The sequence below is a fragment of the Pediococcus ethanolidurans genome (genome assembly GCF_001437405.1).
In the GTDB taxonomy this organism is placed as follows: domain Bacteria; phylum Bacillota; class Bacilli; order Lactobacillales; family Lactobacillaceae; genus Pediococcus; species Pediococcus ethanolidurans.
In genome coordinates, this window is record NZ_JQBY01000012.1 from 1 (window position 1) to 23047 (window position 23047).

At 37.0% G+C, this 23047-nt stretch carries 15 protein-coding genes and 1 pseudogene; 13 read left to right on the forward strand and 3 right to left on the reverse strand.

Features of this window, described 5'->3' with window-relative positions; all coding sequences use genetic code 11:
* Positions 1-241: 241 nt before the first annotated feature.
* On the reverse strand, positions 242-1516 hold the full coding sequence (locus IV87_RS06205) for an ammonium transporter (protein WP_057806459.1): 1275 nt from the start codon (positions 1514-1516) through the stop codon (positions 242-244).
* A gap of 514 nt (positions 1517-2030) precedes the next feature.
* Between IV87_RS06205 and IV87_RS06210 the strand changes: the two genes are divergently transcribed.
* The 12 genes and pseudogenes from IV87_RS06210 (at position 2031) to IV87_RS06265 (ending at position 18496) form a co-directional block, all read left to right on the forward strand.
* Positions 2031-3506: a UbiD family decarboxylase gene (locus IV87_RS06210; RefSeq protein ID WP_057806460.1), complete on the forward strand. Its 1476-nt coding sequence runs from the start codon at positions 2031-2033 to the stop codon at positions 3504-3506.
* Between the two features lie 73 nt (positions 3507-3579).
* Positions 3580-4184 (forward strand): annotated as a pseudogene (locus IV87_RS06215) (UbiX family flavin prenyltransferase).
* A gap of 200 nt (positions 4185-4384) precedes the next feature.
* Entirely contained in the window at positions 4385-5809 is a 1425-nt protein-coding gene (locus tag IV87_RS06220) for an MFS transporter (protein WP_057806462.1), read from the forward strand.
* A 264-nt stretch (positions 5810-6073) separates the two neighbouring features.
* Positions 6074-6535, forward strand: a complete 462-nt coding sequence (locus tag IV87_RS06225) for a universal stress protein (protein ID WP_057806463.1) — start codon at positions 6074-6076, stop codon at positions 6533-6535.
* 43 nt (positions 6536-6578) lie between these two features.
* Complete coding sequence (locus IV87_RS06230; protein ID WP_082623533.1) at positions 6579-8006, forward strand: Nramp family divalent metal transporter; 1428 nt, start codon at positions 6579-6581, stop codon at positions 8004-8006.
* Positions 8007-8226: 220 nt separating this feature from the next.
* The gene (gene spxB, locus IV87_RS06235) at positions 8227-9975 is read left to right on the forward strand and encodes a pyruvate oxidase (RefSeq protein ID WP_057806465.1); all 1749 of its coding nucleotides are present in this window, start codon (positions 8227-8229) and stop codon (positions 9973-9975) included.
* Between the two features lie 624 nt (positions 9976-10599).
* Positions 10600-12369, forward strand: a complete 1770-nt coding sequence (locus IV87_RS06240; RefSeq protein ID WP_236698978.1) for an SLC13 family permease — start codon at positions 10600-10602, stop codon at positions 12367-12369.
* Between the two features lie 50 nt (positions 12370-12419).
* Complete coding sequence (locus IV87_RS06245; protein WP_057806467.1) at positions 12420-13901, forward strand: sulfotransferase family protein; 1482 nt, start codon at positions 12420-12422, stop codon at positions 13899-13901.
* A gap of 44 nt (positions 13902-13945) precedes the next feature.
* Positions 13946-15100 (forward strand): sulfate adenylyltransferase, encoded by a 1155-nt coding sequence (gene sat, locus IV87_RS06250; protein WP_057806469.1) that lies wholly within the window; start codon positions 13946-13948, stop codon positions 15098-15100.
* 8 nt (positions 15101-15108) lie between these two features.
* Positions 15109-15711 carry an adenylyl-sulfate kinase gene (gene cysC / locus IV87_RS06255; protein ID WP_057806471.1) on the forward strand — a complete coding sequence of 201 codons (603 nt, stop codon included), beginning with the start codon at positions 15109-15111 and terminating at the stop codon, positions 15709-15711.
* A 34-nt stretch (positions 15712-15745) separates the two neighbouring features.
* Complete coding sequence (locus IV87_RS06260; RefSeq protein WP_057806473.1) at positions 15746-16696, forward strand: DHH family phosphoesterase; 951 nt, start codon at positions 15746-15748, stop codon at positions 16694-16696.
* A gap of 60 nt (positions 16697-16756) precedes the next feature.
* Positions 16757-18496 carry an aryl-sulfate sulfotransferase gene (locus tag IV87_RS06265; RefSeq protein WP_057806475.1) on the forward strand — a complete coding sequence of 580 codons (1740 nt, stop codon included), beginning with the start codon at positions 16757-16759 and terminating at the stop codon, positions 18494-18496.
* A gap of 282 nt (positions 18497-18778) precedes the next feature.
* Here IV87_RS06265 and IV87_RS06270 read toward each other — a convergent pair whose 3' ends face one another.
* Together IV87_RS06270 and IV87_RS06275 are read right to left on the reverse strand one after the other, a co-directional pair.
* The gene (locus IV87_RS06270; protein ID WP_057806477.1) at positions 18779-21496 is read right to left on the reverse strand and encodes an FtsX-like permease family protein; all 2718 of its coding nucleotides are present in this window, start codon (positions 21494-21496) and stop codon (positions 18779-18781) included.
* 10 nt (positions 21497-21506) lie between these two features.
* Positions 21507-22211, reverse strand: a complete 705-nt coding sequence (locus tag IV87_RS06275; protein ID WP_057806479.1) for an ABC transporter ATP-binding protein — start codon at positions 22209-22211, stop codon at positions 21507-21509.
* A 161-nt stretch (positions 22212-22372) separates the two neighbouring features.
* Between IV87_RS06275 and IV87_RS06280 the strand changes: the two genes are divergently transcribed.
* Positions 22373-22984, forward strand: coding sequence for a TetR/AcrR family transcriptional regulator (locus IV87_RS06280; RefSeq protein ID WP_057806482.1), 612 nt, complete (start codon positions 22373-22375; stop codon positions 22982-22984).
* Positions 22985-23047: the final 63 nt, after the last annotated feature.

The following is a 23047-nucleotide window of genomic DNA, read 5'->3' on the forward strand; positions in this document are numbered from 1 at the left end:
AAAATCTGTCTCAAATATTGACTTCAATCCAGTGGTTATTACAGATTTTGTAATAACCATTCACAAATAAACTTTTATGTTTTAACTGATAAAAATATAAAGTTTGTTATTTAATTTATAAAGTCCCACTACCTTGATTGGTGGTGGGACTTTTTATTTTCGTTAACATGTAGTATGGCTCAGCAGCTTAATATTTACTAATAAGCATCTTTTAAATTGTGTCCTTTAAATATCGATCCCTTTAATCTGGTTTATGCATACTTACATATGAATGAGAATTAGCCAATTGATTACTGATGTTTACAGTATAATCTGCTTCTTCACCTTGTTCACTTTTGTCCAATCCTATCTTTTCTTTCTTAGGTTCAACACGCATCGGTATAAATAAGCAGAGGACCTTAATGATAATAAATGTCATAGCAGAGACAAAAATAATTGTTATTACGGTAGTTAATACTTGAATACCTACTTGGTACCACCCTCCACCATAGAAGAGACCATTATGAGATATGATAGGATTTACATATTTAGTAGCAAATAATCCAACTAAAATGCTACCAGTGATACCGCTAATACCATGGCAACCAAAAACATCAAGTGTATCGTCTATACCGATTTTGTCTTTGAAATAATGAATAAAAATATAACTAGACAAGGTAGAAAAAATACCAATCCAGAAAGAACCAGCAAGCGTCACAAATCCACAAGCTGGTGTAATTCCAACCAGTCCGCAGAGAGTACCGGTACAAACACCAACCAAATTTGGCTTTCCTGAAATAATCATATCTAGAATCATCCAGGTAACCATTGCAGAACCAGTTGAGACTGTAGTTGTCATAGCTGCTTGGACAGCAATATTACTAATGCCTAATGCTGAACCAGAATTGAATCCATACCAACCAATCCAAAGAATTACGGTACCAATCAGAACCCAAGGCAAACTGTAATGGGTATTAGAAGGCTTAATTCTTTTTCCAAGAACAGCTGATAGAATCAATCCCGTAATACCGGCATTGATATGAACAACAGTTCCACCAGCAAAGTCTAAAATTCCAAGCCCTGCTAAAAGTCCTTGTGAACTCCAAACTAAATGAACCATTGGATAGTAAATCAATACTGACCAAAGAATTAAAAAGCTTAACAGGAAGTTAAATTTAATTCTACCAACAATTGATCCAACAAATAATGCTGGTGTAATAATAGCAAATGTCATTTCAAAGCCAGAAAAAACCATAGTCGGAATTTTTTGGTCATTTAAAGATCCCGTACGTATATTATTCATAAAGAAATTATGTAAGTTCCCAATGATTCCATAAATGTTACCTTCAAAGGATAAACTGTATCCAACTGATATCCAGAGAATAATTGCAATTCCCGTCATGATAAATACAGATAACATTGTGTTAACAACATTTTTTTGTGACACTAAGCCGCCATAAAAAAAGGCAAGGCCAGTAGTCATAAATAGGACTAATATACTAGATATAATTAAAAATAAAGTGTTAGTAACGTTCATAATATTTTCTTCCTCTCTATAAAAAGAGAGTACATGAAGTGCATGATTGAAGTCAATACTTTATGTTATATTTTATAACATGTATCAAAATAATATCTCACACCATTTTAATAGATATTGATAATTTTTTAAAAACTAGTATTTAATTACTTTGAATACTAGTTTATTTCATAAATAAGGTGTGTATATGCAATTTACTTAATTTAGTCTAAATGGATCAAATAAAATAACCTCATCAGATTAATTCTGGTGAGGCTTTTATTCATTTTAGTCTTGGGGACATTTTGGGGACATACTACACATTTTATTGCTTATTTTTGCGTATTATCAAAAATTGAAACAGCATGATACCGGGGAATAAGCGTTATTAAGCTACATTGTATATTCCTGTTGGGAATAATGCTAGTCGAAACCCGATTTGTTCGCAAGTAATTGCACTCATATAATTAAAAATGTAAAAAGATTTCAGTGTTAATGAAATTTTGAGAGTTTTATAAATTGGAGGTTATTAACTATGGCAAAAAAAGATGTTTATGATTTGCGTAAGGTTCTTGATGAATTAAAAAAAGAGCCAGGTCAATATCATGAAACAAATGTAGAAGTTGATCCAGACGCTGAATTATCTGGCGTTTACCGTTATATTGGTGCTGGTGGAACTGTGCAACGACCAACGCAAGAAGGTCCAGCAATGATGTTTAACAACGTCAAAGGTTTTCCGGACACTCGTGTTTTAATGGGATTGATGGCAAGCCGTAAACGGGTTGGTAAGATGTTTCATCATGATTATCACACCCTTGGTCAATTTTTAAATGATTCCGTGGAAAATCCGGTAGATCCTGTAATGGTTGATGAAGCAGATGCACCAACTCATGAAGTTGTGCATAAATCTACAGATGCAGACTTTGATATTCGTAAACTAGTAGCAGCTCCTACTAACACACCAAGAGATGCTGGTCCTTATATTACGGTTGGTGTTGTCTACGGTTCTAACCCTGATAAAACTATGAGTGATGTGACAATTCACCGAATGGTCCTTGAAGACAAAGACAAATTAGGAATTTATATCATGCCTGGTGGTCGTCACATTGGTAAATTTGCTGAAGAATATGAAAAAATGAACAAACCAATGCCAATCACCATTAACATTGGTTTGGATCCCGCAATTACCATTGGGGCAACTTTTGAGCCACCTACAACACCACTAGGTTATAACGAATTAGGTGTTGCTGGTGCCATTCGTCAAGAACCGGTTCAACTAGTTAAGGGATTAACGGTTGATGAAAAGGCAATTGCTCGTTCTGAATATACTTTGGAAGGTTATATCATGCCTAACGAACGCATTCAAGAAGACATCAATACCCATACAGGCAAGGCAATGCCAGAATTTCCTGGTTATGATGGTGATGCTAATCCTGCATTGCAAGTTATTAAAGTTACTGCTGTTACGCATCGAAAAGATCCCATTATGCAAAGTGTGATTGGGCCTTCAGAAGAACATGTCAGCATGGCAGGTATTCCAACTGAAGCAAGTATTTTGTCCTTAACTAACCGAGCAATTCCCGGAAAAGTTTTGAATGTCTATAATCCTCCTGCAGGTGGTGGTAAGTTGATGACCATTATGCAGATTCATAAGGATAATGCAGCAGATGAAGGTATTCAACGTCAGGCAGCATTATTGGCATTTTCGTCGTTTAAGGAACTGAAGACGGTATTCTTGGTTGATGAAGATGTAGATATTTTTGATATGAATGATGTGGTGTGGACAATTAATACCCGTTTTCAAGCAGACCAAGATATTATGGTGTTGCCAGGAATGCGTAACCATCCGTTGGATCCATCAGAACGTCCGGAGTATGATCCCAAATCAATTCGGACACGAGGAATGTCATCTAAGTTAGTCATTGATGGAACGGTGCCATTTGATATGAAGGATCAATTTGAACGTGCTCAGTTTAAAGAAGTGAAGGACTGGGAAAAGTATTTGAAATAGGATGCTTGAGCGAGCGACCGGTTTTTGAGTAAAGTTTTTTTAAGTAAAAATTTTAACGTAAGAAGGTGCAAACATGAAAAAAATTATCGTCGGAATTACGGGTGCTTCGGGCACGGTGTATGCAATTGACTTGTTGGAAAAATTGCATCGATTGGATGATGTGGAGGTTCATTTGGTGATGAGTCAGTGGGCAAAAAAAATTTGGAGTTAGAGACAGATTATTCACTGAGTCAGATTAATGAGTTGGCTGACAAGGTTTATCATATTAATGATCAGGGAGCGGCAATTGCGAGTGGATCGTTTTTGAATGATGGTATGGTGATTGTGCCGGCAAGTATGAAGACGGTGGCAACGATTGCGTATGGAATTGGCGATAATTTGATTGCGCGCGCTGCGGATGTTGCGATTAAGGAACAAAGAAAACTGATAATTGTGCCAAGAGAGACACCATTGAGTGTGATTCATTTGGAAAACTTGACGAAGTTGGCGAAGGTGGGAGCGCAGATAATTCCGCCGATGCCGGCGTTTTATAGTCATCCGAAGACGATTCAGGATTTGGTGAATCATCAGACGATGAAGGTTGCTCCTGCGAACGGTCCTAGAGCTCAGCGGAAAAAGACAGGCAGAGACGGGTCTAACCGTGACGTATGCGGGATCGCAATCCCGCAGGAATCATAGTTATGTTTAGAAGGTTGCTCTGGCGAACGGTCCTAAAGCTCAGCGGAAAAAGGCACTTCACTAAAATTAGCAGTATAAAAATTAATAAGATTATTCAAGGACACGACAGCAAGGCGATGCCAAGCTGTATGTGCCCTTGTATTTTGAAATTATTCATATTTTATTAAATAACAGAATAGATTGAGGAGATGGGCAACAAGATGAATGAAAACAAGATTTCATTGAGAACAAAGCTGGCGATTGTTTCAGCTGGAATGATCTCATTTATGGGTATTTTGGTAGAAACTTCGTTAAACGTTACGATGAATACGTTAAGTAATCAGTTCAACGTGAGTGTTGGTACGGTTCAGTGGATTACAACAGCCTACCTATTACTTGTGACAATTATGATGGCAGCAATGGCGTTTATTATGCGGAAGTTTAAATTTCGTTCGATTTTTATCTTTTCCGCAACAGCGTTTATCGTGGGGTCCATTGTGTGTGCAATTGCAGAAACCTTTTGGATTTTATTGATTGGACGAATGATTCAGGCGATTGCAACTGGATTAGCAACGCCATTAATGTTTCAAATCATTAATGTCAAAATTCCGAGTCAACACGTTGGAACCTATAATGGGGTTGCTAGCATGTTGACATCATTATCACCAGCTTTAGGGCCGACATATGGTGGTATATTAAATACATTAATTAACTGGCGTTGGATTTTCTGGGTAGTTTTACCTCTTAGTATTGTTGTGCTTATTATGGGAATGAGCAGTATAAATATTCCTGTGCAACATAAAGATGGTGAAAAGCTTTCATTTGATAGTGCTGGTATGGTTTGGTTGAGTTTAGTTTTAATTGGGTTTGTTTGGACCTTTAATGAAGCTGGACTTGCAGGTTGGACGTCAGGTGCTTTTTGGATTTCTCTGGTTATTTCAATTTTGCTATTGGCTAGTTATGCTTGGTACAATTCCAAGAGCAGCCGTGAAGTTTTAGATTTTGGCTTGTTGAAGAAAAAGGCGGTCTGGCTTCATTTAGTTAACTACTTTGTGTTAGCGTTTGTAAATATTGGTATTTCCTGGTTATTACCAATGGTTGCTGAGGTTAACTTAAAACAAAGTTCAATGGTCGCAGGACTCTTAGTGTTACCTGGAGCTTTAATTGGTGCGATTATTTCACCAAGTACAGGTGCCATTATGGATAAAAAGGGTGCTTTTTTACCATTGATGATCGGAAATATTTGCTTATTAGCATCTGTTGTCCTGTTCTTCTTCTTAAACAACGTGATGACTTCAATGATTCTTTTAGCATTATTTGTTATTCTTAGAATTGGCGTTGCATTCAGTTTTGGAAATGTAATGGGTGCGGCCAGTCAACAAGTTGTGCCGGAAAAACGAGGAGACATTAATTCTTTGTTTAACATGATGCAGCAATATGCTGGTGCCATGGGAACCGTAATTTTGGCTTCAGTTGTGAGTTCTTTAGAGTTGCATGGTGGTTCAGTTGTGGCGGAAACTCGTCATGGATCAGAAATTGATTATGTTATTTTGAGTGTGCTAGCCGCGGTTGCCTTAGTAACAGTTATTGTTAATCGGAGCACGCGTAAACAAGCAGTTAAAAAAGTAACATTGGCAAAAAATTAGTTAATTGAAGATTTATAAAAGACATTTGGTCAATTCTTGATCAAATGTTTTTTTGCTGTAAACTAAAAGCCTTTTGCTAATTAAGGGACACCTAAACTTAAATTGAACTAATATTCACTTTTTTTTAATTTATGTTCATCTTTTTGTAGAATTTTATTGTTTTAAGTGTTACGATCATCTAGGTGGTAAAAATCTGCAAACAATTAAATATGTGTTTATTATGATATTTTGAAAGTGACTTTTTTTGAGACGAGGAGGTTTATTATGCAAACAAGTGAGTTAAGTCGACCACTTATTTTCCGTCGTGTGTTGTTAACTGTGGATGCTGATGATCCCAATTCATCGATTCGAGCGTTTCGTTACGCTGCCACGATGGCTCATGATTATCAGATTGAATTATGTATTGTGTCCGTTTTAGAAGACGATGATGTGAACATTTTCGATGTGATGACACCAGGAAAAATGGACAAAAAAGAAAACGATGTTCGCCAAACCGTTGAAGACTACATGACAATTGCTGAAAAACTGGGAGCAGAACATGTCACAGGCTTAACAGTGGGTGCAGGCGATGTAGATGATGTAATTTTAGAACGCGTTATTCCAAAGTTTAAACCTGATTTAATTGTTTGTGGATCTGATACAGAAGAAGCAAGCCACCGTGTACCAGGAGCAGTAGGATTAAGAATTGCAAAACGGGCACACGTTTCCGTAATCGTAGTTCGATAATTCAGAGATTGAATTTTGAGAATGTTAGAAAAGAGGAAATGCCATGGCAAAAAATGACAACCAAGATAATATTAAAGAAGTGAAGATTCAAAAAGGAAAGTTGGCACGAAAGGGTTCGCTCTCAGGACACAAAGAACATCATATTATTTCATCTACAGGTGGTGCGAGTAAATCTTTAGATGAAATCAATGGAAGTGTAGAAGTTCCTCAAAATGCTGGTGTCCTAAAAACATTCTTGGCTTACTTAGGCCCGGGAGTTTTAGTTTCAGTTGGGTATATGGATCCAGGTAACTGGATTACTTCAATTTCTGGTGGAGCTCAGTTTAAATATCGATTAATCAGTGTTATTTTGATTTCAAGTTTGATCGCAATGCTGTTGCAAGCAATGGCTGCCCGGTTGGGGATTGTAACAGGTCGTGATTTAGCGCAGCTTACCCGTGAGAAGACTTCCAAACTCGGTGGTGTTGTATTATTCATTATTACAGAACTAGCCATTATGGCCACCGATATTGCGGAAATCATTGGATCAGGGATTGCGTTAGAATTGCTGTTTGGATTTCCACTGATTGTTGGTATTATCATTACGGCATTTGATGTTTTACTTCTATTGCTGTTAATGAAACTAGGATTTCGAAAAATTGAAGCAATTGTAGCTACCTTGGTTGCTGTAATCTTGTTTGTTTTCTTATATGAAGTTATTTTAGCACAACCAAATGTCCCAGAAATTCTCCGTGGGTTTGTGCCAGGCAAAGATTTAATTGAAAACCAATCAATGCTATATATTGGCTTGGGTATTGTGGGTGCAACTGTTATGCCCCATAATTTATATCTTGGTTCATCAATTTCACAGACCCGTAACTTTGATCGCAACGATCATAAGAGTGTGCGTAGTGCCATTCGCTATACGGTAGCTGATTCTAATATGCAATTAACGATGGCTTTTGTTGTTAACTGCTTGCTTTTAATCTTGGGAGCTGCCTTATTTTTTGGAACTAATTCAGATTTAGGTCGTTTTGTTGATTTATATAACGCATTGGGTAATTCAAAAATTGTTGGTGCTGTTGCAAGTCCGGTATTAAGTATGTTATTTGCAATCGCCTTACTCTCTTCAGGTCAAAGCTCCACAATTACTGGAACCTTATCTGGTCAGATTATTATGGAAGGTTTCATTCGCTTACGGATGCCATTATGGGCACAACGTTTGTTAACCCGATTACTAGCCATTATTCCTGTATTGGGATTTGCCATTTACTATCACGGTAATGAGTCACAAATCGAAAACTTGCTGACATTTTCACAGGTGTTTTTGAGTGTTGCGTTACCGTTTGCCATGGTTCCACTAATTATTTTTACCGGTAGTAAAAAAATTATGGGTGAGTTCGCAAACCGGATGTGGGTTAATGTCTGTGCATGGATTGCGGCGGTTGTTTTGATTATTTTAAATATTTGGTTAATCTTACAGACTATATAATTAGAATCAAAAAGTTGATTTGAGTATTAAGGTTACTGACTAATAAAAGACTAGGAAAAATTAATTTTTTCCGGTCTTTTTTGTTTTGCTTGAAAAATAGGTTGTTTATTTTTTTGTGAGATCGTTTCCTTTTACACACCCATTCAGTTCATGAGATACTGTCACTATAGGTATACGGTTATGACTACAATAATAGCAATTTAAGAAAGAAGGACTTATTATGGGTGAAACAATTAATGCTGGCATTGCAATGATGAAGGTACTTGAAGATTGGGATGTTCAGCAAGTTTATGGCATTCCTGGTGGATCAATTAATAGCACAATGGAAGCGTTACGTGTTGAAAAAGAAAAAATTGATTATATTCAAGTTCGTCATGAAGAGGTTGGTGCATTTGCAGCCACCGCCCATGCCAAGTTAACTGGAAAGATTGGTGTTTGTTTTGGTTCGGCTGGCCCAGGTGCTACCCATTTATTTAATGGATTGTATGATGCACAAATGGATCACGTACCTGTTCTAGCGTTGATTGGGCAGGTAGGAACGGGAGACATGAACTGGGATTCTTTCCAAGAGATGAACGAAAACCCTATGTTTGCGGATGTTTCCGTATATAATCGAACGGTGATGACGGCGGAAAGTTTACCACACGTTGTGGATGAGGCGATTCGACGAGCATACAAAGAGAACGGGGTGGCAGTAGTCACCATTCCGAATGATCTGGGAAAACAAGAAATTTCAACAGACTTTTGGTCTTCCGGGCATAGCTATGTGCAACCGCTACTGCCTGAACCGAATGAACAGTTAATTGGACAAGCACTGGAATTAATTAAACAGGCCAAACGACCGATAATTTTTGCTGGCATTGGGGTTAAAGGTGCGACAGAAGAATTGATTTCTTTGTCTAAGCACTTAAAACTACCAGTAGTTATGTCATCTATTTCTAAGGGAACGATTCCAGACGATTTTGAGGCCAATATGGGTTCAGCGTATCGAGTGGCAACTAAGCCGGGAAATGAAACGCTGGAAGCAGCTGATCTGATTGTGATGATTGGGGCAGATTTTCCGTTTGGACGTACAAAGAATTTGTTCAAATCACAAGTTAAATTCATTCAAATTGATATTGATGCTGCCAAAATTGGAAAACGTCATAACGTTGATGTACCGCTGCTGAGTGACGCAAAAAAAGCAATGAAACAACTGGTCGCACAAAGCGATGAAATTACCCATCGCCGCTTTTATGATGCGTGTGTGGCTAATATGAAAAATTGGCGTGCTTATTTGCAACAGTTGGCTGACAAAACAACTGAACCGCTAGAAGTTGGGTCAGTTTTTAAACAGATTAATCGAATTGCTACCGGAAATGATGTGTTTGCCGTTGATGTTGGGGACGTCACCATGAATAGTTTGCGATTCTTAAATATGAATCCTAACCAAAAATTTACAACTTCAGCGTTGTTTGCCACAATGGGTTACGGAATTGGGGCGGCCATTGCCGGAAAATTAACTTATCCAGAACGTCAGGTCTTTAATTTGGCTGGAGATGGCGCATTTGCAATGGTGATGCAAGACGTCTTAACACAGGTTAAAGAAAAATTGCCTATTATTAATGTTATCTTTTCAAATGAAAATTTCGGTTTTATTAAAGATGAGCAAGAAGATGAAAAGCAAAAATTTTATGGTGTCGATTTGCAAGGTGCGGATTTTGCGATGATTGCAAATGGAATGGGAGCGACAGGCATTTCAGTTAAAACGCACCAAGAATTAATTGCCGCGTTTGACAAGGCGGTTGTGGCAGATGGTCCAGTTGTGATTGATGTTAAGATTCGGGCAAACCGACCATTGCCGGCTGAGGATCTGCAATTAGATCCTGCAACTAATTCAGCAACTGAAATTGTTGAATTTAAACGTCGTTATGAGGCAGAGGCGCTACAACCAATTAGTGTTTATCTAAATGAATTTGAAGTGGAATAATTAAAAACACAGGCTGAAAGTATCAAAATTATTTCAATAACTGTTGTTAAACAACGGAACGTAAAAAAATAGTCTAACTGTTGTCTTGTGGTTCAGTTGGTCGGAACAGAGTATGAGCTCTTGCAGCTTCAAGTCGTGCCCACTACTACGTAAAGAAGAATGATTTTCGTTCCAAAAATCTTGATACTCCGTACGATGTCGATTCTTGTGGCAAAAATCAGCCGCAAGAACTCACACTACGTTCCAGCCCAAATTTGCTGGAAGACGACATTTTTATCTAATTCTATTACCATAAACATTTTTGTGATTAAAACTAAATGCAGCTATCAACAAGACAGAGACAAAATCAATTGGGATTTTGTCTCTGTTTTTTGTTGTCCAAAAATAAATGTTATCTAATTGTTTTAATTAGCAATTCACGAAGAATTCAAATTTGATGAAACTTCGTGCTAAATCCTCAATTTATCTACCACGTTAGTTCATATGTCTATATTACAATTTTCTTCAATGTTATTAGTAATTACTGTTTAAAAAGTCTTTAAAAAATTCGCGGTTGGGGAGTTCTACTTTCATTCTATGATTATCATCATAATTTTTTAGAAATGGAGTTGATCTAACACGACTTTGCAAATTGCAATTGTTCTAGTAACCTTGGCCGTTACATTTATTCTGATGGCGATGGAAATCACAACACCTAATGCCATTATTTTATGTGCGCTTGTTTTTTTGATGGTCATTGGAATCTTGTCTCCGGATGATGCTTTAGAAGGTTTTGCTAATGATGGTTTAGCTACGATTGGTCTAATGTATATCATCGCCTATTCGATTGCCAAAAGTAATGTGATTACCCACTTCTTTGATCGTGTTTTGGGAAGTGGCAAATCAGAAATACGTTCCTTACTACGGTTACTCACGACGGTCAGTTTATTTTCACCGTTTATGAACAATACCCCTATTGTTTCAACGCTTACCCCAATGGTTCAAAAGTGGTGTAAGGAAAAGCATTTATCAATTTCAAAATTTTTAATTCCTTTATCTTACATCACAATTCTTAGCGGACTCATTACAGTGATTGGAACCTCAACTAATTTAGTTGCTCAAGGTTTGCTTTCTAAATATCATCTTCAGCAGTTTGGATTCTTTGATTTTGCAGTGATTGGAATTCCAATTACGGTGGTTGGTGGGTTGTACTTACTGACAATTGGTTATCGAATTTTACCAAATTATAAAAATAGCAATGTGGATAGCGTTATTCAATCACCGAATGATTATCTTATTGAAATGTCAGTTGATGCGGATTTCCCATTTATAAATAAATCTGTTAGTAAAGCAGGTTTACGTAACTTAGAGCATGTTTTTCTTGTTGCTATTAATCGTGATGGCCAACCAATTGTACCGGTTAATGAGGATATGACGATAAAGTTACATGACAAACTTTATTTTACCGGTTCAGTAAAAGAAATTAATGATTTGCTTCAAATTCCAGGGCTGCAACCAAGCACCGAAAAAATCGATATGGTTGATGTCACCAATGAACACGCACATATCGTTGAGTTATCCATTCCCGATAATTCAGCACTGGTAAATCAGACAGTTAAGTCATCTAACTTTCGTGACGTTTATGGTGGTGTAATTGTTGCCATTCATCGTGATTCGGCTAAGTTAAGCGGTCAAATTGGTCAAATTAGCTTAAAGGCCGGGGATGATCTGGTCGCCATTACCACTAATGAACCAGAACAGCTAGGATCAATGAAAGATTTACATGTTTTTAATGAGCGGTTAACTAAAACAAATAAAAAAAGCTATAAAGATTTCTTACCAGTGCTTTTGTTGGTTGTTGCTATTGTGATTTCAACGTTAGGAATTGCTGATCTTTTTGTTGCCTTGGCAGCAATTTGTGTCATTTTGTTTCTCACTAAATGCATTACCGTTCAAGATGTGCCGCGGGCCGTTGATATGAATGTATTGTTCCTTGTGGCAAGTAGTTATGGACTTGGATTAGCTATGTCTAATGTTGGGGCGGATAAGTTTATTGCCAAACAACTGACCTTGGTTACGGGGACGACAAATCCCATCTTGTATATGTTTTTATTGTATTTCATAACTAACTTTTTGACGGCACTTTTGTCAAATGCAGCAGCTCTTTCGTTAATGTTTCCGGTGATTGTGTCAGCGGCTAAATATATGGATTTACCGGTTATGATGTTGGCTATGGTAATTACGATTGCGGCAACGGCCGACTTTTCGACCCCCATCGGTTATCAAACTAATTTAATTGTGTATGGACCGGGACACTATAAGTTTACAGATTATTTTAAGGTAGGAATCCCCCTTAATATGATTTGTATGGTGATTTGTGTTTTTGTCACCTATTACGTTTATGTTGTTATGTAAAAGCATTAGAAACGGTAACTAAAAATTAAAAAATAGATAGGAAGATGCAAATGGCAATTCAATTTTTACAACGATTTTTCCCCAGTTTACGTTCTAAGCGTGCAGTTTTAGTGTTAGGAAGCGGACGTTCCGGAACGTCAGTTTTAACTAAATGTATTAACTTTATGGGCATTTCGTTGGGTACGGATAATTTGTTAGCACCCAGTAAACGCATTAATCCCAAAGGCTATTTTGAAAATAAAGATGTCATTAACTTTCATAAATCGCTGGGTGGAAAAATTCGCTATCGACCTGCGTTTAAAGGTTATTATGACAGTCCGAGAATTAAAAAAGATCGAACAACGTTGACTAGATATTTAACGAATAAGTTTCAAAAAGAACAGTATTTAGTTATTAAGGATCCACGAATGAACGATTACATTGAGTTATGGCAACATGTATTAGCGGATGTGAAAGTAAAACCCGCTGAAATTATTCTAATTCGAAATCCGCTTGATGTTGTGGCCTCAAATTCAAGAGCCTGGCATCGAAACAAAGTGCTTGCTTTGCGACAATGGCAAGTTCGGACATTACTTTCCTTGCGTGATACCAAGGGACATCCGCGATTGGTCGTTAGTTATGAAGATTTATTTCATAAAACAATGCCAACCTTACATCGAATTTCAACCCAGTTAGACTTGCCATGGCCGAAAGATGAACAAGCATTAGAAGCCAAAATTGATGGTTTTATTGATCCAGCACTTCAAAAAAGTGACAGTGGTGAAAGTTTGGAAGAGTTTAAAAACGAGAAAGAGCTTGAAGATGATGTTAAGAAACTTTATTTATTAGGCGTTAAGGCGGCAAATGATGATGACTTTTTAACTTCGGATGACTTTGATCACCAAATTAATGAGCTAACGGATCGTTATGTTAAAAAGTACGGATCTTTATATCGTGATTTTAATGTCAAAATCAAGAGTAAAACTGTTTTTGTTTACGGCTCGAATACAACGCAAATCAATGCGGTTAATGCATTATTGAAACAACAAGACGTTCAAATGGATGATGAGCAGACGAACCGAATGCATAAGCTATTGATGGCAGTTAAACAAAAACGAAGTAACGATCAGCAAATGTCTAATAATTATCCTAATGATTATGATTATTTAGAATTAAAGGAAAATTTGAATAATTATATTCGGCATGCCGCCAAAACAAAACCGCTGTGGGGAATTGGCGATGCACTGGATAGTGAACTCGTTGAAATGTTGTTGACAGTTAGTGAAGAGATGAATTTAGATACACGTAATATTTTAATTTTAGATGATGAAGCAATGACAAAAGATGAAGGCAAGAAAGAAGAGCTAGCACAAGCTTATCAAAAGGTTCTAAAACGGATTAATAAGCATCCACATTTAATTGTGTTGGCGTCAACATTAGCCAAACCTGAAACGAAACAGCAAATAACCAAGTTTATTGAAGCTGACAATGACCCCGACCAGCTTCTAAATTATCAACATGAAGTCGCCAAAGAAATTGCCCAGTTGCAGTAAAGCAGGTAATGGTATTAACAACAAAAATAGAATGGAGAAAAAATATGGATAAAATTTATGGAATCACACCTCATGGTGGAAAATTAGTCAATTTAAAGGATCTATCTACAAAAGCAACTGCGAAAGCTGAAAACTTACCTAAGTTAACAATAAATAATTGGAACATTTCTGATTTAGAATTACTGGCAATTGGTGGCTTTAGTCCGCTAGAAGGTTTCATGTCAAAAGCTGATTATGATGCAGTAGTCAACACCATGCATTTAACGAGTGGTGTGGTATGGAGTATTCCAATTACACTTCCCGTTTCAAAGGAAAATGCGGCTAAGATTCAACTTAACGAAAAAATTGCCTTAGTAGATGCAAACGGAACGATTTATGGCACGATGGTCGTAACTGATAAGTATCAGCCTGACAAAAAAGTAGAAGCACAAAAAGTTTATGGTACAACGGAGGAAGCCCATCCTGGTGTTAAAAAAATGTACGATACTGGAGATATTTATTTAGGTGGTCCGATTAAATTGTTAAAAATGCCATCTCATGGTGATTTTAGTGATTATTACATGGAACCAATTGAAACACGTAAAATGTTTCATGATTTGGGATGGAAGACGATTGTCGGTTTCCAGACACGTAATCCCATTCATCGAGCTCACGAGTTTATTCAAAAGACAGCTCTTGAGAGTGTCGACGGCCTATTATTAAATCCACTTGTAGGTGAAACAAAAGCCGATGATATCCCTGCTGATGTGCGAATGAAAAGTTATCAAGAAATTTTACGTTACTATTATCCAAAAGATCGCGTTCGACTAGTCATTTATCCTGCCGCGATGCGTTATGCTGGGCCTCGTGAAGCGGTATTGCATGCAATTGTGCGTAAAAATTATGGCTGTACCCATTTTATTGTCGGAAGAGATCATGCCGGGGTTGGTGATTATTATGGTACTTATGAGGCTCAAGAATTGATTACCTCCGTCGAAAGCGAAATGGGGATGCAATTCTTCAAGTTTGAGAACTCATTTTACTGTAAAAAATGCGGTTCAATGGCAACAGGGAAAACCTGTCCTCATGGTGCCGAAGATCACATTTCATTGAGTGGAACAAAAGTCCGGGCAATGTTAAAAGCAGGTATTGTGCCACCAAAAGAAGTTTCTCGCCCAGAAGTAGCCCGTGTATTAATTGAAGGCATGAAAAGAAAGTAGAGGAACGGATGAATAAATCAGAAAATATTACTTGGCAAAACACCAAAATTAGTAAACAAGATCGTCAGTCCTATTTTGGTCATAAAAGTGCCGTTCTTTGGTTTACTGGCTTATCTGGTTCTGGAAAATCAACGATTGCAGTTGAAGTTGAAAAACAATTATTTGAACATCATTTAAATACTTATGTTCTGGATGGTGACAATATTCGTTTTGGCCTCAATAGTAATTTAGGTTTCTCAGCCAAAGACCGGGAAGAAAACATTCGCCGTATTGGTGAAGTTTCCAAACTATTTGTTGATGCTGGAACACTTACGTTGACGGCATTCATTTCTCCATATCGGGCCGATCGTGATCGCGTGCGTAATATTTTGGGAGACGGTGAGTTTATTGAAGTTTTTGTGGATACCCCGATTGAAGTATGTGAAAAACGAGATGTCAAACATCTTTATGAGAAGGCTAGACGTGGTGAGATTAAGGGCTTTACCGGGATTGATGCACCCTATGAAAGGCCACAAAATCCTGAAATCACAATTGATACCTCGACACAGTCATTGGCGACATCAGCACAGCAAATCATTGATTATTTAGTTGAACACAAATATATTAATTGAACAGATTAATTAACTAAGGAGATGAATTGGGAAAATGAATTCAAAAATTATGGCCCTAATTAAAGCACATCAACGAATTTTTATTTACCGTCACGTCAATCCAGATCCTGATGCGATTGGCAGTCAAGCTGGATTAGCGCGAATGTTGCGAATCTCGTTTCCAAAAAAACAAATTTTTGCAGTTGGTTCGCCCAGTTCATCACTTGCTTGGATAAGTACCGAAATGAGTTTAAAAAAATTACCTACTCCTGAAGATTTGGTCATTGTAGTCGATTGTGCCAACCTTGCGCGAATTGACGGCCCGATGCCTGTAAAACCGACCATTAAAATTGATCACCACCCAAACTTAGATCCCTATGCACAAATTAATTGGGTTCAAGATGGGACTTCTAGTTGCGCAGAATTAATTTATGAGTTGTATCAAACATACCGGTCGGAGCTTTCATTAGATTTGAAGACGGCTAGTAGTTTATATGCGGGGATAATAGGAGATACAGTCGGTTTTTCAACGGCGGATACAACTAGCCAGACTTTTATGACAGCAGCTGCCTTACGTCAATTAGGTGTAGATGTGGCAAGACTTAGTCAACAAGTAACGGCTATTGATACCCGAACAAGTCAGTTGTATGGATTTGTGATGAGTAATGTTGCGGTGAATGCACATGGCCTGGGCTGTTTGGTGATTTCACAAAACGTTTTAAAAAGTTTCGGTCTTAACTGGGGTGAAGAAGATCCTGTTGTGTCATTACCCGGTAAACTTGAAGACGTCAAAATGTGGTTAATGTTTATTGAAAGCCCTGATAATAGATATCGAGTCCATTTACGTTCAAAATCAATTCCGGTGGATGGTTTAGCTCGCCAGTTTGCAGGAGGCGGTCACCCATTGGCAAGTGGCACGTATGTTAATGATCTTCAAGAAGTCGAAGCAATCATTCAGGCTGCTGACAAATTGTTGAATGCACAATCATCAGATGTTAGTGCGTAAAAGCCATGCTGGTCTTGTTACTTAAACAAAATCAAAATTTGAATGAAGGGAAAGCGAGATATGCGTAAAAAAATAAAGTGGCTCATAGCTGTCATCGTGGCGTTTATAATAGTTGGTGCTGCTTATTACTATAAAACTTCCAAAACGAGTACAACTAGTCAAGTCACAACAAGTAAAGTACGCTCAGATAGTGCCGTTAAAAAAGATATTAATTCACGTCTCGTTTACAACGAAGTTAATTCTCAAAAGAGTATTACAAAAAGTCTGAAAAGCAAAGCAACTAGTGGCACATACACACTTAACAATATTTATACCAAGTTAAATCCGTATAAAGTTTCACCACTAACTGCTGTAGCAATCTTTCATACCAGTAAGGCTGCAAAGGTTAGCTATACGGTAGTTGGAAAAACAAGCAAAACATCTATTACAAATACGGTTAATAAATATACTAAATCACATACACTTCAAATTTTAGGTTTGTATGCCGACTATAATAATACGGTAAAAATAAAAGTAACTTATAAAAATGGCACTTCGGTTACCAAAACAATTCGAATTCAAACCGCAAAGGTTCCTAGTTCGTTATCATCGATAAAAATTAATGTGACTAAAGCTAATAAAAAGAAAATGGAAACTGGTAAAGGAAATGCTAAATTAACGTTTATGGTCAGAACGACTATTTCTGGTAAAAAGCAATCCAAAAATTACTCGTTTGGAATTGATGCGGATGGTGCAATTCGTTGGTACACAACACGTCCAACATCGCATATCTTTAAACAACTGAGTGATGGTAATTTGTTGATTTGGACGAAATCGAAGGCCTCGAATTCCTACTTTAACGAGTTGGTTGAAATGAATTATGAAGGTAAAGTAACCAGAACGTATCGTTTGAACCATAAAGCTTTGGGCAAAGCGAAGGGATCTAAAAAGCAAAATCATAATCAGATTCATCATGATGTCACTGAGTTGCCCAATCAAGATTTAATTGCCACGGTTTCTGATGGTGGTCGAACTTATGTGGAAGATACAATGATCGTGATTTCTCATAAAACAGGAAAAATTACTAAAGTTATTAATATGAAGAACATTTTGCCAAGCAAATTCTACAGAGATTACACGGCAACCAAATCATCTAAATATATGGGTAAACGAGATTGGTTCCATGAAAATTCGGTTTACTATGATAAAACGGATAAGAGTTTGATTATCTCTAGTCGTAATCAAAACTTAGTTATGAAGATTGATTATAAAACAGAGAAAATTAAGTGGATTCTTTCTGGTAAAAAACGTTCTGCTTGGCCAAAATCATACCGTAAATATTTGCTAAAAGCTTCTGGTAAAATTGCATGGCCAGGTGGGCAACATGCTGCTATTGTAGCTCCTAATTCGTTAGGAAAGAAAAATTCATTAAATCTACTGATTTTTAATAATAATGTTGCAGTTGGGGACACTAAAAAATCGCTTGCTAACTCTTCTGGGAAATATTCAGAAGGGGTTGAGTATAAGATTAATGAAAAGAATATGACGATTAAACAAGTGGACAGTTTTGGAAAATCACTTGGTAGTAAAAACTTTGCGAATATTATTGGTTCTAATCGCTATCTAAGCTCGACGAATCGTTTGATTGATTTTGGGTGGTTAGATAATGGTGATGCGGCTAACGTGATTGAATATGACGCCAAGACTAACAAACAAATCTTCAACGTCAAGTTAACCAACCTTGGTAGTGGCGGTTACGTCTATCGAGCAGAACGCTTCTCATTGTTCCCAACTAAACATAGTTATGGAACGAATGAGTAGTCTAATTTAAAGATAAAAAAGATCGATCACTTAATTAAAATTTCTAGTGATCGATCTTTTGTTGTGTGCAGATTTATTTGGGTTATTAAATTAGATTAAGTTTTTGTCTTTCAGCAAATTGAGTGGAAATTTACCAGAGCAACTACAAGTAGCTAACAGTCAATCTACTTTGATGAATTACACCAGTTAATAACTCTAGTTGGAATCACGTTTTTGAAAGTTAGTCCTAAACTTAAAAATGGAAATACATGATTATCTACAATTTAGATAAATATTTTAAAATTAATCCACTGATTTTAATGCCTCAAGCATATCAACACTCTGAATTTTATGATTCATCATGATCATAACAAGTAGTGAAAAGATGATTGTTAGGACTACGGAAATCAGAACATTAAGCCAGGTTAAACCAGGGGCCACCATTGCAGTTGCTGGTGGCAATAGTTCCATAATATAGGCGTGAAAAGCATAACCGATTCCGATACCGACAATAATTCCAGCACCAGTAAGAAGATTAGTTTCGCGGTAAATATACATTAATACTTCACGTGGATAGAACCCTAAAACTTTTAAGGTGGACAGTTCACGTACACGTTCACTAACGTTAATGTTGGTTAGTGTATACAAAACAACCAGTGACAGTAGGGAGGCACTTAGTACCAACACAATAATTAAGTTATTCAAATTATTTAAAATATTCGTGATCGTGGTCTTAGCTTCCTGAGCCTGGATTGTTTCAACAGCAGCGTCATGATGGTTGAAGTTCGCTGCAAAAGAATTAATCTTTTTATTGGTTGCATGCTTCAATTTCACTAGATAAGCGTTATCAGGTGCTGATTGACCATAGACTTTTGCGTAATAGGCACGGTTCATATAAACATAGTGCCCAGCGTACATAGTTGTGATGCCAGCAATCTTAATTTTATGGGCAGTGCCATCGCTATCATGAATTACGATATGATCGCCAACGGTCGCATTTTGTAATTTGGCTAGTTTTTCGGAAACAATCGCACCAGAATTAGAAAAATGAAGCTTCTTGTCAGTTTTGTAATTACGTAGCTTAATATATTGATCTAATGTCGCTGTCTTAGTTGGCACCATTAGTGATATTTCCTCACGGGCATAATCGTTTTTTCTAGTCGCATAAACATCGGCAAAATAGGCACTAGCATGTTTTTGAATTTGATCAGAATTCGTTACTGCTTTTTTTGCCTTGGCAACATTAGCAGCAGTTGCATTAGGATTATAGGCAGTGATCAGATCATACTGACTAATTTGGCCAAATTGACGATCAACGATAGTATTCAAAGAATCACGAATACCAAAACCGGTGATCATTAGTGCAGTAGCTCCGGCAACACCCACAACCGTCATCAACATTCGCCCTTTATAACGGAATAAATTACGGGCAGTAACTTTATGTGAAAAGCTGAGATGCCGCCAAATTGGCGTAATTTTTTCCAATAAAATTCTTGAACCTTTTGCTGGTGGTTTGGGTAACATTAATTCAGCTGGAATTGTTTCTAGTGCTTGATGGGCTGCTAACCACGAAGCTAGTACGGTTGAGAAAAGAGCGATCAAGAAGGATAGGATAATATATCCAGGATGAAGTGATAATAATAAATTGGTAAAAGTAAAATTTGCTGTATAAGCTCGAAAAATAATTCGTGGTAAAGCAACTAAGCCCAGCAGACTACCCAGTATTGTCCCAGTTAGTGCTGTGGAAATACTATAGACTAGGAATTCGCGCATGACTTCACCCTTAGAGTAGCCTAAAGCACGTAGGGTACCCATTTCAATACGCTTTTCTTCGACCATTCGTCTCATGGTTGTAAAACTGACTAAAATAGCAATTAGGAAAAAGAAAACGGGAAAGGATTTACCTAAGGCATCAATTCGTTGAGCATCCTCACCGTAGTTGTTATAACCAGCATTATAATCATTACGATTTTGAATGGTTAAACTAATATCGTTAAGTTGTTTTCTACTAGTTTTTGCAGCAGTGATTTTACTTTTGGTAGCGTTAAGTACCTTCCGTTGCGTTTTAATTTTTACTTTTTGTTTATCTAATCTAGTTTGTGCAGTTTGTAATTGTACGATTGCCCCCGTGTTATTAGCAGCTTTGGCGGCGGTTAGTTGCGTTGCTAATTTTTTTTGAGTTGTATTTAGTTTTGCAGAGGCTTTTTTCAAGGCCACAGTTCCGGTAGTTACCTTATTTGTTGCATTGTTAATATTTTCGTTAAGTGTTTTGTGTCGCGTTTTGATTCGTGCATCGTTATGTTTATTTAGTTTTTTTTGAAGTGATTTAGCAATCTCGGCAGCCTTTTTTTCATATTTATCCGAATAAGCACTACCACTGACACCCTTAAAAGCAACACGGGCGACGTTTGGTTCTTTACTGGAAAATGCTTGTTTATTAACGTAGGCAAAGCCATATAGTGTACCACTACCGGCAGTGGTACTACCAACATTATCTTTCTTTAGATATTCGGTTGAGGTTGCGAAACCAACAATTTTGAACTTGGTCTGTTTAAGTGCCAATTTGTGATTATTTTTTGCTGCTTTGATGGTGATCGTTTCGTTTAACTTATATTGACCCCGTAGGCTGTCACTTAAGACAATTTGATGGCGATTAGCAGGCTTGTGACCTTTAGTTAGAACTAATTTTGATAGTGAGTGAGGTGTCGTTTCAACACGCAGGGCATGATTTGATCCCTTGATCAGAACGTCTGTGGTATGACCAAATTCAATTGTTTTAAATTGGCTGCGCTTTTTTAGATATTGTTGATCCGCTTGATTCAGTGCGATTGTTGAGGTAATTTTTGCATCAGCAAGATTTTCTTTTTCATAATATTTTTGAGCGGTTTGTCGCATATTTGGTCCAGTGACATTTAAGCCGATCAGAACAAAAACACCAAGCATTAATAAAGCCGAAACTGATAAAAACCGGCCTATGGACATTTTAAATTCGCGTCTAATATTTTTATTAATTGTTTTCATCGTCTTGCCCCTACCATTCTAATTGTTCGACTGGCGTAGGCGCATCATTACGTGTATCAGATTTAACTTGTCCATCAGCAATTTCAATAACGTGGTTGGCCATCGGGCGAATCATACTGTTATGGGTCACGATAATAACGTTTTTATGGTATTTATGTGTGAAATCCTGAAAAAGTTGTAAAATTTTCTTTCCAGTTTTGTAATCAAGTGCCCCAGTTGGCTCATCGGCAAGTAATAAATCGGGATTTTTTGCGATGGCACGTGCAATTGCTGCGCGTTGTTGTTCACCCCCAGATAGTTGTGCGGGAAAGTTTTGTAATCTGCTTTCAAGACCAACCGCCGTTAGAGCTTCAGCAGCATTCATGGCATTGTCGGCGATTTCTGAGGCTAGTTCGACATTCTCGACTGTCGTCAAATTTTGAACTAAATTATAAAATTGAAAAACGAAGCCAATCTTTTTACGGCGATAGGTTGTTAATTCACGAGAATTTAGATCAGCTAATTCAGTACCATTAACATTAACTGATCCACTGGTAAGCTTATCCATCCCACCGAGAACATTAAGTAGGGTGGATTTTCCCGCACCAGATGCCCCGAGAATAATGGTTAGTTCTCCCTGTTTGATTTCAAAACTGATATCTTCGTTTGCGGTAACTGCATGTGTACCTGTTCCGTAAGTTTTAAACTCATTCTTAACTGAAATAAAATTGGTCATTGTGTTTTCCTCCAAATCTCAATATAATAAGCACCGTGTTGATTATTTTACGTATTTATTAAACCATGGCACTGTCCAATTTCAATGTTCAAAAATAAGAAAAGTGTTGAGTAAATTGAAGTTATGCTAATAAACTACTTTGATTGTGGAAGAGGGAAATCATGACTACACAGCAAGAACGACTTAGACAAACGGAAACTGTAATTATCGAAGCTTTATTAAAAATTGGTAAAACTAAGCCACTTTCTCAAATTTCCATTAGTGATATCTCTAGGGCAAGTGGTATTAATCGTGGTACTTTTTATCTACATTATTTAGATAAAAATGACTTAATTAATCAAATTACGACTCGGTTAGTGAATCAAATTCAGACAATTTTAGATAATGAAATGAGTGGTGCGATGAATTATCGTTATTTTTCTGCCGATGAACCGTATCCAGTGATTCAGCACTTGATTGATGTCGTTGCAGATAATAAATTGTTATTGCGTTTTTTACTTGGTCCCAATGGCGATTCGGAATTTTATTTAACCATAACTAAGAAACTACAAAAAGCTATTTTACAAGAATTGAAACGAGTAAAGGGTACGAATAGTTTTCGCCCGGATGTTCCAAGTAAGTACGCAATTAGATTGATTACGAATGTCATTTTGACGATTATTACAACATGGATTGAAGTACCAGATAATTTATCTAAAGAAGCGGTTTGTCAACTGATTATGAAGGCACTTTATTTATCTCCGTATAATATGCTAGGAATAAATAACAAATGAACTATTAATTAGTTTACTAATCAAACATCAAACAAGCCTGTAGTAAAATTAGAAACTTTTACT